Source organism: Luteibacter sahnii (assembly GCF_034063545.1).
In the GTDB taxonomy this organism is placed as follows: domain Bacteria; phylum Pseudomonadota; class Gammaproteobacteria; order Xanthomonadales; family Rhodanobacteraceae; genus Luteibacter; species Luteibacter sahnii.
On sequence record NZ_JAQLOK010000002.1, the window covers coordinates 134886 to 150063 of the forward strand.

General features: G+C 68.5%; 17 protein-coding genes. 5 read left to right on the plus strand and 12 right to left on the minus strand.

What is annotated here, in order from left to right:
- Window positions 1-5 precede the first annotated feature (5 nt).
- The 7 genes from fabF to PI246_RS05875 all read right to left on the minus strand — a co-directional run bounded on the left by fabF (window position 6) and on the right by PI246_RS05875 (window position 5032).
- On the minus strand, window positions 6-1304 hold the full coding sequence (fabF, locus tag PI246_RS05845; protein ID WP_320550371.1) for a beta-ketoacyl-ACP synthase II: 1299 nt from the start codon (window positions 1302-1304) through the stop codon (window positions 6-8).
- 149 nt (window positions 1305-1453) lie between these two features.
- Window positions 1454-1693, minus strand: a complete 240-nt coding sequence (gene acpP, locus PI246_RS05850; RefSeq protein ID WP_320550372.1) for an acyl carrier protein — start codon at window positions 1691-1693, stop codon at window positions 1454-1456.
- A 172-nt stretch (window positions 1694-1865) separates the two neighbouring features.
- Complete coding sequence (fabG, locus tag PI246_RS05855; RefSeq protein WP_320550373.1) at window positions 1866-2609, minus strand: 3-oxoacyl-ACP reductase FabG; 744 nt, start codon at window positions 2607-2609, stop codon at window positions 1866-1868.
- 27 nt (window positions 2610-2636) lie between these two features.
- On the minus strand, window positions 2637-3578 hold the full coding sequence (gene fabD, locus PI246_RS05860) for an ACP S-malonyltransferase (RefSeq protein ID WP_320550374.1): 942 nt from the start codon (window positions 3576-3578) through the stop codon (window positions 2637-2639).
- 147 nt (window positions 3579-3725) lie between these two features.
- Entirely contained in the window at window positions 3726-3920 is a 195-nt protein-coding gene (gene rpmF / locus PI246_RS05865) for a 50S ribosomal protein L32 (RefSeq protein ID WP_144910343.1), read from the minus strand.
- Between the two features lie 16 nt (window positions 3921-3936).
- Complete coding sequence (locus PI246_RS05870) at window positions 3937-4374, minus strand: YceD family protein (protein ID WP_320550375.1); 438 nt, start codon at window positions 4372-4374, stop codon at window positions 3937-3939.
- Window positions 4375-4486: 112 nt separating this feature from the next.
- On the minus strand, window positions 4487-5032 hold the full coding sequence (locus tag PI246_RS05875) for a hypothetical protein (RefSeq protein ID WP_320550376.1): 546 nt from the start codon (window positions 5030-5032) through the stop codon (window positions 4487-4489).
- Window positions 5033-5040: 8 nt separating this feature from the next.
- On the opposite strand from PI246_RS05875, the gene PI246_RS05880 reads away from it, so the two are divergent.
- Window positions 5041-5631, plus strand: coding sequence for a Maf family protein (locus tag PI246_RS05880; RefSeq protein WP_407069800.1), 591 nt, complete (start codon window positions 5041-5043; stop codon window positions 5629-5631).
- Here PI246_RS05880 and PI246_RS05885 read toward each other — a convergent pair.
- Window positions 5628-7184: an ArnT family glycosyltransferase gene (locus PI246_RS05885; RefSeq protein WP_320550378.1), complete on the minus strand. Its 1557-nt coding sequence runs from the start codon at window positions 7182-7184 to the stop codon at window positions 5628-5630. The two genes, PI246_RS05880 and PI246_RS05885, sit on opposite strands and share 4 nt — an antisense overlap.
- Before the next feature lie 59 nt (window positions 7185-7243).
- On the opposite strand from PI246_RS05885, the gene PI246_RS05890 reads away from it, so the two are divergent.
- The 4 genes from PI246_RS05890 to PI246_RS05905 are packed head-to-tail and all read left to right on the plus strand — an operon-like array spanning window position 7244 to window position 11763.
- On the plus strand, window positions 7244-8188 hold the full coding sequence (locus PI246_RS05890) for an AAA family ATPase (protein WP_320550379.1): 945 nt from the start codon (window positions 7244-7246) through the stop codon (window positions 8186-8188).
- Window positions 8185-9141: a DUF58 domain-containing protein gene (locus PI246_RS05895; protein ID WP_320550380.1), complete on the plus strand. Its 957-nt coding sequence runs from the start codon at window positions 8185-8187 to the stop codon at window positions 9139-9141. The genes PI246_RS05890 and PI246_RS05895 overlap by 4 nt, the downstream gene beginning before the upstream one ends.
- Before the next feature lie 17 nt (window positions 9142-9158).
- Window positions 9159-11126, plus strand: a complete 1968-nt coding sequence (locus PI246_RS05900) for a transglutaminase TgpA family protein (protein ID WP_320550381.1) — start codon at window positions 9159-9161, stop codon at window positions 11124-11126.
- 43 nt (window positions 11127-11169) lie between these two features.
- The gene (locus tag PI246_RS05905) at window positions 11170-11763 is read left to right on the plus strand and encodes a Slp family lipoprotein (RefSeq protein WP_320550382.1); all 594 of its coding nucleotides are present in this window, start codon (window positions 11170-11172) and stop codon (window positions 11761-11763) included.
- A 409-nt stretch (window positions 11764-12172) separates the two neighbouring features.
- On the opposite strand, the gene PI246_RS05910 is transcribed toward PI246_RS05905, so the two are convergent.
- The 4 genes from PI246_RS05910 to dnaX are packed head-to-tail and all read right to left on the minus strand — an operon-like array spanning window position 12173 to window position 15129.
- Window positions 12173-12517 (minus strand): histidine triad nucleotide-binding protein, encoded by a 345-nt coding sequence (locus PI246_RS05910; RefSeq protein WP_320550383.1) that lies wholly within the window; start codon window positions 12515-12517, stop codon window positions 12173-12175.
- An 8-nt stretch (window positions 12518-12525) separates the two neighbouring features.
- Window positions 12526-13131 carry a recombination mediator RecR gene (gene recR, locus PI246_RS05915; protein WP_320550384.1) on the minus strand — a complete coding sequence of 202 codons (606 nt, stop codon included), beginning with the start codon at window positions 13129-13131 and terminating at the stop codon, window positions 12526-12528.
- A gap of 7 nt (window positions 13132-13138) precedes the next feature.
- Window positions 13139-13462 (minus strand): YbaB/EbfC family nucleoid-associated protein, encoded by a 324-nt coding sequence (locus PI246_RS05920; RefSeq protein ID WP_320550385.1) that lies wholly within the window; start codon window positions 13460-13462, stop codon window positions 13139-13141.
- 5 nt (window positions 13463-13467) lie between these two features.
- Window positions 13468-15129 (minus strand): DNA polymerase III subunit gamma/tau, encoded by a 1662-nt coding sequence (gene dnaX, locus PI246_RS05925; RefSeq protein ID WP_320550386.1) that lies wholly within the window; start codon window positions 15127-15129, stop codon window positions 13468-13470.
- Window positions 15130-15178: the final 49 nt, after the last annotated feature.

Genomic DNA, 15178 nt, shown 5'->3' on the forward strand with positions numbered 1-15178 from the left:
TGGCGTCAGGCGCGTCGGAAGACGAGCGTCCCGTTTGTGCCGCCGAAGCCGAACGAGTTGGATAGAGCCACCGTGAGATCGGCTTTTTCGGCCTTGTTCGGCACGAGGTCCATGCCGAGCGCGGCGACCTCCGGGTCGACGTTATCGAGGTTCATCGTGGGCGGAATGATGCCGTCGCGCAGCGCCATGATGGAGAAGATCGCCTCCACGCCGCCGGCGGCACCGAGCAGGTGGCCGGTGACCGACTTGGTGGAGCTGACGGCGAACGCACCCTTGCGGGTGGCGTGGTCGCCAAACACGTTGCGGATGGCCTTGGCCTCGCCCAGGTCGCCGACCGGGGTGGACGTGCCGTGCGCGTTGACGTACTGCACGTCTTCGGGCTTGAGGCCGGCGTCATGCAGCGCATTGCGCATCGCCAGTTCGGCGCCGTCGCCGCTGGGCGCGGTGATGTGGTACGCGTCGCCGCTCATGCCGAAGCCGATGATCTCGGCAAGGATGGTGGCACCGCGCGCCTTGGCGAATTCGTATTCCTCGAGCATCAGCATGCCCGCACCGTTGGACAGCAGGAAGCCATCGCGGGCGGTGTCCCACGGACGGCTGGCGTGCGCCGGATCGTCGTTGCGCGTGGACATGGCCTTGGCCGAGCAGAACCCCGCCATCGCCGTGGGCGTGGTCGCGAATTCGGCGCCGCCGGCGAGCATCGCGTCGGCATCGCCGTACTGGATGAGGCGCATGGCCATGCCGATGTTGTGCGCGGCCGTGGTGCACGCCGATACGAGGGCGATGTTCGGCCCCTTCATGCCGAGGTAGATCGACAGGTTGCCGGCGACCATGTTGATGATCGAGCTGGGCACGAAGAACGGCGATACCTTGCGGGGGCCCTTCTCGCGCAGCTCGACGGACGTGGATTCGATCGTGTGCAGGCCACCGATGCCGGCACCCGCGGCGATACCGATGCGACCGGCGTTTTCGTCGGTCACCTGCAGGCCGGACTGGCGGAACGCGTGCACGCCGGCGACGATGCCGTAGTGGATGAAGGGATCCATCCGCTTGAAGTCTTTCGCGATCGCGCGCTTCTCGTCATCCGGCGCGTCGACGCCCGCGAAATAGGCTTCCACCGGATCGAAGTCGCGGACTTCGCCCGCGATCTGCGTGGCGTACTTGGTCCAGTCGACACCCTCCAGCGGGCTGATGGGAGCGATGCCGCTCACACCCTCGACGACGTTCTTCCAGGCGGTGGCGAGATCGTTGCCGACCGGCGACAGGATGCCCATGCCGGTCACTACCACACGTCGCTTACTCATGCGTTCTCATCCCTCAACGGTTTCCGCGCAACCATACGCACGCGCAGGTTACGACTTGCGGAAACGAAAACTGCGCCATGACGGCGCAGCTTCCGTGTCGCTCGGAGATCGACGGGAGGCGGCGCCCCCGATCGACAGCCTTCGTACGATCAGGCCTTGACGTGGGCCTTGATGTAATCGACAGCCTGCTGGACCGTCGTGATCTTCTCGGCGTCTTCGTCCGGAATCTCGCACTCGAATTCCTCTTCGAGGGCCATCACGAGCTCGACGGTATCGAGCGAGTCGGCGCCCAGATCGTCCACGAACGAGGCGTTCGGGGTGACTTCTTCTTCCTTGACGCCCAGCTGTTCAACGACGATCTTCTTGACGCGCTCTTCGATGGTGCTCATGTTGCCTTAACCTCCCGAGGGGAAAATCCGGCGGCATTGTAGTGGCTTGGGCATCGGCCCGCCAACCTACCGCCGTGACGTGGAAGACGCCCGGGTGGTGCCGGGCGCGAAATAACGATTGTCTCTCAAAAACGGGCCGGTGGCGACTCCCCCGACCCGGGACCGGACCCGCTCAGGGCATATACATGCCGCCGTTGACGTGAAGGGTCTCGCCGGTGATGTACTTGGCGGCCGACGACGCGAGGAAGGCGACGGCCTCGGCGATGTCGTCGCTCTCGCCCAGGTGGCCCAGGGCAATGCCCGAAAGCAACGCCTGGCGCTGGTCCTCCGGCAGGGCGCGGGTCATGTCGGTATCGATGAAGCCTGGCGCAACCACGTTGACCGTGATGCCGCGCGAACCGATCTCGCGGGCCAGCGACTTGGAAAACGCGATGATGCCGGCCTTGGCCGCGGCGTAATTCGCCTGGCCGGGGTTGCCGGTGACGCCCACCACCGACGCGATGCTGATGATGCGGCCCTTGCGAGCCTTCATCATGCCACGCATCACGGCCTTGGACGCCCGGAACACGGACGTCAGGTTGGTATCCATGATGGCGCTCCAGTCGTCCTCCTTCATGCGCATGAGGAGCTGGTCGCGCGTGATACCCGCGTTATTCACCAAGATCGACACGGCGCCGGTGTCTTTCGCGATCGCGTCGACCAGCGCGTCGATGGACGCGGCGTCGGTCACGTCGAGCACACGCCCGTGGCCGCCGTGCGCCGCCAGGCGGTCGCCGATGGCCTTGGCGCCGGCTTCGCTGGTGGCGGTGCCGTAGACCGTGGCCCCGAGCGCGGCGAGACGGTCGGCGATGGCGGCACCGATGCCGCGGCTGGCGCCGGTGACGAGGGCAACTTCACCCTTCAGGGAGTGCGTCATGTCGTGGATTCCTTACGAAAGGGGACGTCAGGCCGCGATGGCCGCGTCGAGTTCGGCCGGGGTGCCGATCGGCTTCGCCTCGATCGATTTGTCGATGCGCTTGACCAGGCCGGACAGCACCTTGCCTGGGCCGCACTCGATCACTTGGGTCACGCCCACCACCGCCAGCGCCTGCACGCAACCGGTCCAGCGAACGGGGAGATAGAGCTGGCGCTGCAGCGCGCCCCGGATGTCGTCGAGGCTGGCATGCACGGCGGCGTCGGCGTTCTGCACCACGGGGATCGACGGCAGGCGCCACGTTAGCGCCGCCATCGTCTCACCCAGCCGATCGGCCGCCTCGCGCATCAGCATGCAGTGCGAGGGCACGGATACGGCGAGCTTCACGGCCTTCTTCACGCCCAACTCCGCCAGCCGCGCGAGCGCGCGGTCCACGGCCTCGGCATGCCCCGCGATCACCAGCTGACCCGGCGAGTTGTAGTTCGCCGGAGCCACGATCTGTCCGTGCGCCACCTCGTCGCACACCTGCGCGATCTGTGCATCGTCGCCACCGAGGATCGCGGCCATGGCGCCCACGCCCGTGGGCACGGCGGCCTGCATCAGGCGGCCGCGCTCGGCGACCAGGCCAGCCGCATCCGTCAACGACAGGGCGCCGGCGGCGACCAGGGCGCTGTATTCGCCGAGGCTATGGCCGGACAGATAGGCCGGGCGGCGACCGCCCTGCTTCAGATAAACCCGCCACACGGCGACGCTGGCCGCCAGCAAAGCGGGCTGGGTGTTCTCGGTGCGGTTGAGCGCATCCTCGGGGCCGTGCTGGCTGATGTCCCACAGGTCGACGCCCGCGCCCTCGGAGGCTTCGTCGAAGGTCGCCTTCATCTCGGGATGGACGGCCGCGAGATCGGCGAGCATGCCGACGGACTGGGAGCCCTGGCCGGGAAAGACGATCGCAAGGGAGGCGGAGGTATCGGTCATTCGGGTCGATTCCGTAAAACGTCAGCCGCGAATGGTGCCAGCAACCCGAGGGCGAATGCACCATTCGCACGCGTCTGGTCCGATTCTTGAAATGCAAAACGGCGCGTTTCCGCGCCGTTTTGCCTGACGTTCGGAACGAACGACGGATCAGTCTTCGACTTCGACCGCACCGCGGGTGTCGATGACCTTCTTGCCACGGTAGTAGCCATCCTTCGTCACGTGGTGACGCAGGTGGACTTCACCGCTGGTCGGATCGGTCGACAGCTGAACGGTCTTCAGCGCATCGTGCGAACGACGCATGCCGCGGGTGGACGGGGTCTTGCGGCTCTTGGCAACGGCCATGGCAAATCTCCAGCGATTACTTCTTCATGAGTTCGCGGAGTGCCGCGAACGGGTTGTCGGAGGGCTCCGGAGGGGTGATTTCCTCGTCGGGGCCGGTGATCTCTTCGGGCAACTCGTAGTCCGGATTGACCGGAACCAGGGGCAGCGCCAACAGCAGTTCGTCTTCGATCGTCGCGAGCGGGTCGAGCTTGCCGTCCTGTTCGAGCAGGAGCGGTTCGTAACCCGGAGGAAGCGAGGCTTCTTCGCGTTCTTCGACGATCAGTCCGAGACGGGCATCGATCGCCACCGGCAGCACGAACGGCTCGAGCGAACGCTGGCAGACCAGCATGAGCGAGGCATTCGCGCGGACCGCCACGTAGGCGATGCCGAGGTCGTCACGGCCAAAGTCGAGCTCATAGGTTACGTCACCTTCGGGTGACGCGACCACCTCGTTGAGGCGATGGAACGCCGACACGGGAAGGAAACCCTGAAACGAACGCCGCGCACGGACCTCGCGCCAAGCGTCCACCGACGATGGCAAAGTCACGGACATAATCGGGAAATGGTAGGCACGAATATGCTTGAAGTCAACCGGTTAGATGGTTCGCCGGGATTTTGCGCCCGCCGCCGCCTTTGGGGCAGACTCGTCCTTTGGCCGGATCGACCGCCGGCGGCCGCTCCCATGGGGAAGATCGAGCGTGTTTTCCTTTGTGTATTATGCACTTTCCGCCGTCGTGGCGCTCGCCGTGGCGGGTTGCGCCTGGGCGTTCGTCCATCAGCGCCGCCGTCGGCGGCGGGGCGCCCTGCAAGACCTCCACGACCACGCGGATCGTCTCGAGGCCGACCTCAAAGACTGCCGGGAACGGCTCCAGCGCGCCCATGCCGTCATGTCGCCCCATCCCGAACTCCCGGCCGCCGGGGAAGTCGAGGCGCGCCAGGCGGTCGACTCCGGACTGAAAGCCCTCCTCGGCCAGCGCCTGTGGATCCGTGACCAGGCCCCCGCGGCCAGCCAGCGCGAACTCGATCGGGCCGTGGACGCCCTGCTTCACGCCCGTCATCAGATCGAACCGCGCCTGCGCGCCCTCGACGATGCCCAGGCCGCGCTCGACACCGCCGTGCGCGAACATATCCACAAAGGCTTCTGACCGTGCCGACCGAACCTACCGTGATCCTCGCGTCCACCTCGCCTTACCGCGCCGGCCTCCTGCGCCGCCTGGTGGAGCAGTTCGAACAGGCTGCGCCCGGCAGCGACGAGGCGCACCTCGCCGGCGAAGCCCCCGCGGCGCGTGCCGCGCGCCTGGCCGAAGCCAAGGCGCGCGATGTCGCCGGCCAACGCCCCGGCGCCGTCGTCATCGGGTCGGACCAGGTCGCCGACCTCGACGGCACGGTGCTGGACAAGCCAGGCACCGTGCACGCGGCCCACCGCCAGTTGGCGGCGAGTGCCGGACGTGAGGTGGTGTTCCATACCGCCGTGTGCGTGATCGATGCGCGCGGCGACGCCATGACCCATGTCGACGAGACCCGGGTGCGCTTTCGCGCGCTGTCCGAAGGCGACATCACCCGCTACGTCGAACGCGAACGACCGCTCGACTGCGCGGGCAGCTTCAAGTGCGAGGGCCTGGGCATCGCGCTGTTCGAACGAATCGTCAACGAAGACCCCACGGCCCTCGTCGGTCTGCCACTGATCGCCACGTCACGCCTGCTGCGCGCGGCCGGCGTCACCCTGCCCTAGCGCGACGCGGCGCGATAGGCCGCCATCCACACCTTGCAGTCGTCCGGGTCGCCGGGCGCGGCGGCCTTCGCGCGGGCCACGGCCTCGTAGAGGGCGATACGGCGGCGGCCATCGAAGAGATCCACCCGCGACAGCGGCCTGCCCACGTTCACGCGGGCGCACACCGAGCCGAGCCAGTCGCGCGTGTCGCGATCGCGCAAGGCGGTCTCGTCCACCGCCAGGAGCAACCGGTCGCCCGCGTGGGCGCGCAACCCGGCTTCGTCCAGCCGCCACGCCGCCAACTGCGGTGCGCGCCCGTGCTTGGTGTTCAGGGGACTGTCCAGCGAGTAGACCTCACGCGGGCTGCCGAGGGCGAAACGCAGTTCGGCGGCCAGCATGAAATTGTCGGCCACCAACCGCACGCCGCTGTCGCGCGTCAGTTCGTCGCGCACCATCGCCGCGCTCTCGCGCCAACCGGTGAAATTCGCCGGGAAGGCTTTGCGGTCGGCCAGCCAGCGCGCACCATCGGTCGAGGCCGCGAGGCCCAGCCAGGCGAAGCCCCCCAGCAAGCCGACAAAGGCCAGCGCGAATCCCGCACCCGTCAACCTGCGCCACCCGGACGACAGGCGCATGCCCGGCCAGGCCGCGCACAGCAGCAGGTAGCCGGGCAACGGCCAGTGCGCGCGAAACCGCAGGTCGTCCGCGAACAACCCCAGCACGAAGTAGCCGACGATGAACGTGCCGGCGATGCTGCCGATGACGTCGAACGGCGGCGTGTCGCGACGTCGCCATGCCTGCCACAGAATCCCCAGCAACACGACATAGGCCAGCGGCGTGCAGGCCACCGCCTGCTCAAGCGGTTGCACCAGCGCGTCGGCGTGGAAGGCCCACGGATTGCGTTCCACCAGCTGGAATGCCACGCCAGCGCCCCGCGCCTGAACGTTGTAGATCACCAGGGGCACCAGGCCCAGCGACGCGATGGCCATCGCCCACCACAGGCCCGCGCGACGCCATTGCGCACGCCCACGCGGCGTCGCGAGGAGGAAAACGAGCCCGCCCAGCATCGGCATCGCGGCGCGGTAGTGCGTCATCCAGGCGATGGCCAGCCCGACGCCCAGCACGCTCCAGTCACGCAGATGCCCTTCGTCGAGCGCGCGAAGCAGCCCCTGCGTGGCAAGCAGGATCGCGAACGTCAGCGGCACGTCCGGCAGCGCCAGCACGCCCAGGCTACCGACCAGCGGCAGGCACAGGGCCAGCGTCGCCGCCTGCCAGGCGGCCGCTTCGTCGCCGCCGCGCCGTGCGATCGCCCTCACCTGGAACGGCACCATCGCGCCGATGACCAGGAACGGCAAACGCATGGGCAACAGGCCGTGCCCGAAGACCGCTTCGGACACGCCGATCAGCCACGCCGTGAGCGGCGGCAGGTCGCTGTAGCCCCACGCGGGGGCCAGGCTCTCCTGCCAGTAGAAGGCTTCGTCACCGAAGGGCGACAGCGTGCATGCGATGACGAGGCGAATCGCGAGCGTCACGGCGAACAGGATGAGGAACACGCCTCGCCAGTGGCGCGAACGCACGGCTACACTCGACCGATCATCCATCGACGGACTTCGCCACAGGGGCACACGTTTCGATCATGTCCGTAACGACTCCGCTCAACGATGAAAAGCTCCGGCAACGCCTCGATGCCGCCTTGGCCCAGGTCAACGGGGTGCTGCTGGGCAAGCCGCGCCAGGTGAAACTGGCCTTCACCTGCCTCGTGGCCGGCGGCCACCTGTTGCTGGAAGACGTGCCGGGCGTGGGCAAGACAACACTCGCGCATGCCCTCGCGGCCACCTTCGACCTCGATGTCCAGCGCATCCAGTTCACCAGCGACCTGCTCCCGTCCGACATTATCGGGGTGAGCGTGTACGAGCGCGAGACGGGTGAGTTCCGCTTCCATCCGGGGCCGATCTTCACCCGCCTTCTGCTGGCCGATGAGATCAACCGCGCGACGCCGAAGACGCAGAGCGCGCTCCTGGAGGCGATGGCCGAAGGCCAGGCGACGGTAGACGGCACCACCCACGCCCTGCCTCGCCCGTTCTTCGTGGTAGCCACGCAAAACCCGCTCGACCTTGCCGGCACCTTCCCGCTGCCCGACTCGCAGCTGGACCGTTTCATGTTGCGCCTTAGCCTGGATTACCCCGACCCCGTCGCCGAACGGGCGCTGCTGACCGGGGCGAGCCGCCGCGACATGATGGCGCAGCTCGCGCCCTGCCTCGACGCGGCCGCGATCGACCATCTGCATGACGCCGCACGGGCGGTGACGGTGAGCCCGCGCCTGCTCGACTACCTCCAGGCCCTTCTCGCCGCCAGCCGGCGACACAACGACGTGCGCGTGGGGCTTTCGCCCCGTGCCGGCCTCGCCCTGCTCGCCGCCGCGCGGGCGTGGGCCCTGCTGAGTGGACGCGACTACGTGATCCCCGAAGACGTGCAGGCCGTGTTCGTGCCCGTCGCCGCCCACCGCCTCGTGCCGGGGCGCGGGGGGCATCGCGACGCGATCGGCCGCGCGCTGCTCAACGACACCGCGGTGCCCGGATGACCTCGCGGGTCGCCGGCCTGCTCGCGTGGGCGGAGCGCCGCCTGCCGTCGCTGACGCGTCTGCGCCCCGTCGAAACCTTGCCCATCGTGCTGCACCGGCGCCGCATCTACATCGTGCCCACGGGGTTCGGCGTGGGCCTGGCGATACTGTTGGGCGTGATGCTCCTCGGTGCGCTCAACTACGCGAACAACGCGGCGCTAGGCCTCACCTGCCTGCTGGGCGCCGCCGCGGTCGGCAGCATGCTGGTGGCGTTTCGCACCCTCAATGGACTGACGATCGGCGGCGTGCGTGCCGACACGGCCCGGGTCGGCGATCGCGTGCGCGTCTCGCTCGACGTATCGGCATCCGGGCACGCGCGGACGGCGCTACGCCTCGACGTCGCCGGCCACACGCAGGTTTTTTCCGTCACGCCCGGCACCCCCTGCGTCGTCGAACTCCCACTCGACGCCACGCACCGCGGCTGGCTGCCCTTGCCGCGTATGCGCCTGCACAGCCGCTGGCCGATGGGGTTGTTCCGGGCGTGGAGCTGGCTCCACCCCGACGCCCAGGTGCTGGTCTACCCCGGTGTCGAGGCGTTCGGTCCGGCGCCCCACGTACCCGAAGGCGATGCGGATCGCGGTCGCCCCCGTGCCGGCGACGAATTGGCCTCGCTGCGTGACTATCGTCCGGGCGACCCGCGCCGGCAGATCGCCTGGAAACTCAGCGCGCGGCATCACGGCCTGCTCGTGAAAGACCTGGAGCAACCCGCTCCGCGTGAAGATTGGCGGCTCGACTGGGACGCCATCCACGGACTCGACGACGAATCGCGCATCGCCCGCCTGGCCCGCTGGATCGAGGAAGCCCACGAAGGAGGCCGGCGCTGGAGCCTGCGCCTTCCGGACGGCTATTTCGATATCGCCCAGGGCGACGAGCACTACCACCGTTGCCTGACCGCCCTCGCGCTTCGGCCATGACCGGCCGACGCCCTTCCTTGCGCAAGCATCCCGGCGCGATGCCATCCCTCGGCCGCCGCGCTTTCGACCTGCTCACCGTCACGATGCTGTTCGTGCTGCTCGTGCACGCGCTGCACCTGCCGTGGTGGCTGAGCGTCGCGCTTGCGGTGGTGGCCGGCGGCCGCTGGTGGCAACGGCGACGCGGCGGCGGCAAAGTGCCCGCGTCCCTGCGCCTGCCCTTGCTGGCGACGTTGCTCGCCGCGGTGATCGGACACTACGGCACGCTGTTCGGTCGCGAACCGGGCAGCGCGTTCGCCGTCGGTTTGCTGGTGCTCAAACTGCTGGAGGCCGAGGAGCCGCGAGATGCCCGGGTGGGCATCGCCTTCGCGTGTTTCGCCCTGATGAGCGCCCTGCTCTTCGACCAGGGCCTCGTCGCGAGCGCCGTGGTGAGCCTGGGCCTGATCCCCGCGCTCACGACCCTGTGCGCCGTGGAAGATCCCGAGGCCGACCAGCGTCGGTTGGTGACCCAGTGGAAACCGGTGCTCTTCGCGCTGCTGGCGTCGGTACCGCTGTCGGTGTTTGCCTTCCTGTTCGTGCCAAGGCTTTCCAGCCCGCTGTGGGGAACGCCGGACAGTGGGCAAGCCGCCACGGGACTCTCGTCCCGTCTGTCGCCGGGCGACATGCTCGACCTCATGACCGACGATACGCCCGCGCTCCGGATCCGGTTCGACGGCCCGCCCCCCGCGAACGCGTCGCTCTATTTCCGCGCTTACACGATGCAACTGTTCGACGGCGAGGCCTGGACGCCGGGCCTGCGCCGTACCCGCCGACCGCCCGCGCAGGCGGATTACGGACCGCGTATCACCTACCACGCATCGCTGGAACCGACCCACGACCGCATCGTGCCCCTGCTCGACCTGCCCGTCGCGGCCCCGCCGGACACCGAGCTCAGGGCGGATCGCACGGTGCTGGCGAACCGCCGCATCGACGACGCGGTCACCTTCACCGCCGAGGCGGCGACGCGCTATCGCCTCGAACCCACGCTCGACGACGGCGTACGACGCGACAACCTTCAACTGCCGGCGGGCACCGGCCCTCGGGCCCGCGCGCTGGCGGCGTCATGGGCCGAACGCTACGGCACCGACCACGCGGCGATCGTGCGCGCGGCCCTCGCCCTGTTCCACGCCGACTTCTCCTACACGCTCGCGCCCGAACCCCTGGGTCGCGACCGCATCGACGATTTCCTCTTCGCTACCCGCCAGGGCTACTGCGAGCACTTCGCGTCGGGCTTCACCTTCCTGATGCGCGCCGCCGGCCTTCCCGCACGCGTCGTCACCGGCTATCAGGGCGGCTTCTGGAACGGCCGCGCGGGTTATCTGCTGGTCCGCCGTTCGGACGCGCACGCCTGGTCCGAGGTCTGGCTCGACGGACGCGGCTGGGTGCGCTTCGACCCGACGGCGGCGGTGCGCCCCGAGCGGGTCGACCTGGGTGCGGCGGCCGCGGCGGAGGGCGCCGGCGGCGACACCTTCGGCCCGGCCTGGCTGCGCGCCCTGCGCAACCAGTGGGACGTGGTCAACCAATGGTGGAGTCGCGGCGTTATCGGCTTCGACAGCCTGCGTCAGCAAGGCCTGCTCCGTCCATTCGGGGTCGACCATGCCGACGTCACCGACCTGGCCGCGGTCCTTGCCACCGGTTGCGCGCTGCTGGTCGCGGTCGCCCTTGGCTGGGCGCTGCTCCAGCGACGTGAAGGCGACGCACTGGATGCGTGGATGCACCGCCTCGAACGCAAGCTCGGCAGGGCGGGCGTCGTCCGTCGTCCCGGTGAAGGTCCGAAACATTTCCTTGCCCGCGCGGCGCGCGCCCTGCCGGCACAGCGAAATGCGCTGGAAAGGTTGAGCGGGCTCTACTTGCGATCGCGTTACGCCCATGACGTACCGCCGCCTGAATCCATCACTGAATTCGGACGGAACGTTAGGGAATTAAAGACGCGACGCGTGGTCAAATAGCGCAATGGCGTCGGCCGTGTCCGGCGCCCCTGGGAGAAGTGACATGTCCATGTACAAACCGCTGGCCATCGTCGCCGCGACTCTGGCACTCGGCGCGTGCGCCACCGTGCCGCAGCCGCTGCAGGGTCAGTTCAACGACGTATCCACGGCCGGCGCCCAGCAGGGCGGCGCCCCGGGCGCCAAGGTGCGCTGGGGTGGTGAAATCATCAAGACCGAACCCGGTCCGCAGCAAACGTGCTTCTTCGTGCTTTCCGAGCCGCTCGACAGCGAGGCCCGCCCGACGGCGAGCAAGCAGGAGAGCCAGGGCCGCTTCGTCGCCTGCCGCGATGGCTTTTACGATCCGGAAGTCTTCACCCGCGGTCGCGAAATCACCGTGACCGGCACCGTGCGTGGCGCGGTGTCGCAAAAGGTGGGCGATTTCGACTACGCCTACCCGCGCGTCGAAGCCGACGTGGTCTACCTCTGGCCCAAGCGGGTGCCGGTCAACCGCTATCCGCCAGGTTTCTACGACCCGTTCTGGGGTCCGGGCTGGGGCGGTCCGTGGGGCCCGTATTACGGCCCGTGGGGCGATCCGTTCTTCTACCGCCCGCGCACCATCATCGTACCGGTCCGACCCGCACCCGCACCGCACAAGTAAGTCCCACGAAAAAGCCGGCCTCGCGCCGGCTTTTTTTTCGTTCATCGCGAATGACAGAAGACCACCCAAGCGATCGACCTCATGGCCCGGTGGATGGTTCGATCGGACGAGTCGTGGGGCTGTGGTGACCTTGTAGCGCCAGAGCGAGGTGCACCTGGACGGTGTCGCAAGGAGACCGTGGTGTCCACACTCGAGGCGAGTTCCGCTCAAGGAAGCGGCCGTAGGCCACTTAGGTACACGGGCCCCGTCAACGGCCTTCCCCTGCCGAACGCAAAGGACCGCAGGAACAGCGAGGGTGGACACCGAAGGCTCTGGCTTCACTCTCCGAGCCGGCGGCAAGCCTGCAACCATGCGACATCCCCGCATTTCCGCGACGAATTTCTTTCGCGGCGATCGGCACGGGAGACGGTCAGCCCGGCGGCCAGTGCATCTGGCGGCCGGCGAGCAGGTGCACGTGGATGTGGAACACCGTCTGCCCGCCATGGGTGTGGGTGTTGATCACCGTGCGGTAGCCCTCTTTCGAGAATCCCTGTTCGCGCGCGTACGACGCCGCGGCGAGCAACAGCTTGCCCAACAGTTCGGCGTCGCCCGCCTGCGCGTCATCGAGCGTGGCGATGGGGCGCTTGGGAATGAAAAGCACGTGCACCGGCGCCTGCGGGTTCAGGTCGCGAAAACCGAGTACGTCGTCGTCGTCGAAGACGATATCGGCGGGGATCTCGCGGCGGACGATCTTGGCGAAGATGGTTTCAGTCATGGCATACCTCAGGAACCTAGCGACTGGCGGCTGCCGAACGCATGCGCGAGCGTGCCGCGATCGACGAATTCGAGTTCACCACCCAAGGGCACGCCGTGGGCGAGCCGGGTGGCACGGATGCCGGCGGCCTTCGCCAGCTGACCGAGGTAGTGCGCGGTCGCCTCACCTTCCACCGTGGGGTTCGTGGCGATGATCATTTCGTCCACCTCGCCCTCGCCCAGTCGTTCGGCGAGCAAAGGCAGGCCCAGTTCGTCGGGGCCCAGCCCGTCGAGCGGCGAAAGGCGCCCGAGAAGCACGAAGTAGTGCCCGCGGTAGCCGGTGGCCTGTTCGATCGCGGCCAGGTCGGACGGCGACTCGACCACGCAGAGCACGTGGCGGTCGCGGCTCGTGCTGGCGCAGAGCGTGCACACAGGCGTTTCGCTGAAGTTGCGGCAGCGCGTGCAGTTGCCCACGTCGCGCATCGCGGAGTCCAGCGCGGCGGCGAGGCGGACGCCACCCTGCCGCTCACGCTCGAGCAGATGGAACGCCATGCGCTGAGCGCTCTTCGCACCCACGCCCGGCAGGCAGCGCAGGGCGTCGATCAACTCGCCCAGGAGGCGTGAACCGTGGCTCATCGGCGTCTCAGAACGGCATCTTGAAGCCGGGGGGCAGGTTCAGCCCCGAGGTGACGCCCCCCAGCCGCGAGCGGCTGATCTCGGCGATCTTGTTGACCGCGTCGTTGACCGCGGCGGCGACGAGATCTTCGGCCATCTCCGGATCGTCGGCGAAGGTCTGGCGGTCGATGTGCACCGAGCGCACCTCGTGTCCGCCGGTCATCGTCACGGTGACGAGGCCGCCACCGGCGGTGCCGGTGATTTCGGTCTTCGCCAGTTCTTCCTGCGCACGCTTCATCTCGTCCTGCATGCGCTGGGCCTGCTGCATCAGCTGACCGATTTGACCTTTCATGTTTTCTACGGCTCCACGGGTTTGATCGATTGCGGGATGACACGCGCGTCGAAGTCGCGCTTGAGCGCCTGGACGAGCGGGTCGGTCTCCATCGAGGCTTCGGCATGGGCCTGCGCATCGCTGGCGGCCTGGGCCCGGCGTTCCGCCGGCGTGCCGAGGTTGCCGCCGCCGTTGCCGGTGTCGGCGACGAAGCGGAAGCGCACGCGGCGACCGAGCGCCTGCGAGACTTTTTCTTCCATCTGGCTGGTGAGCGGCTCGACCGCCAGATGCATGTGCTGGGGCTGGAGGGCGAGCACCATGGCGTCGCCTTCCACGCCACGCAGGGACGAGTTCTGCGCGAGCTGTCCGATGGGGCCACGCAGGTTCGCCCGCTCCACGATGTCATGCCAGTCGGGCAGCCCGTCCGCGCCCATCGTCAACGGACGAGGTGTCGACGGGGGTGCGACGGGTGCAGGCGCGGCCGCGGCCGGTGCAGGCGCCGCGCGAGGTGTCGGCATGGACGTGGGGGCCGGCGCGGACACGCTGGGCGACGGCGCGACGCGCGCGGGGGCCGGGGCCGCGGCACGGGCCGGCGCCGCCTGGCCGGCCTCGGCGGGACGGAACGCATGCATGCGCAGCAGGACCATCTCAAAACCGATGCGCGCATCGGGCGCCATCGGCAGGTCGCGACGGCCGGCGGTGGCGATCTGGTAATAGAGCTGAACGTCTTCGGGAGCCAGGCGCTCGGCGATGTCGGCCAGGCCGACGTCGCTTTCTTCGCCGCGGTAGCCGGGCACCAACTGAAGCAGTTGCACCCGGTGCAGCACGGTCGCGAGGTCGTCCAGCACGCCGCCGAAGTCCGGGGAGAACGACGCGATACGGTCGGATTCCGCCATCAGCGCGGCGCCGTCCCCGGCCGCCAGCGCGGCAAGCACACCCAGCACCTGGCCGCGCTCCACGCTGCCCAGCATGGCCCGCACATCGCTCGCGCGAAGACTGCCGCCGCCGTAGGCGATGGCCTGGTCGAGCAGCGACAGGCCATCGCGCAGCGATCCGTCGGCCGCGTGCGCGAGCTCGCCGATGGCATCGTCGTCGAACGCGATCGCTTCGGCACCGAGGATATGGCGCATCTGGCCGCCGATCTGGTCTGGCAGCAGGCGTTTGAGGTTGAACTTCAGGCAGCGCGACAGCACGGTCACCGGCAGCTTCTGCGGGTCGGTGGTGGCGAGCAGGAACTTCACGTGCGGGGGCGGCTCTTCGAGCGTCTTCAGCAGCGCGTTGAACGCCGGCTTGGACAGCATGTGCACCTCGTCGACGAGGTAGACCTTGAACCGGCCTCGCGACGGCGCGTATTGCGCGTTTTCGATCACCTCGCGCACGTCGTCGACGCCGGTGTTGCTGGCCGCGTCGATCTCGAGCAGGTCGACGAAGCGGCCCGCGTCCACCGCGGTGCAGACCGCGCACTCACCGCACGGATCGGCCGACTCGCCGCGCTCGCAATTGAGCGACTTGGCGAAGATGCGCGCGATGGTGGTCTTGCCGACGCCACGGGTGCCCGTGAAGAGATAGGCATGGTGCATGCGGCCGGTGTCGAGCGCGTTCGTCAGCGCGCGGACCACGTGCTCCTGTCCCACGAGTTCGGCGAACTTTCGCGGGCGCCACTTGCGTGCGAGAACCTGATAGGACATGCCAGTTACCTTGGGACGACAGTCGATTGTGCCAAGGTCGGGGGGCGGG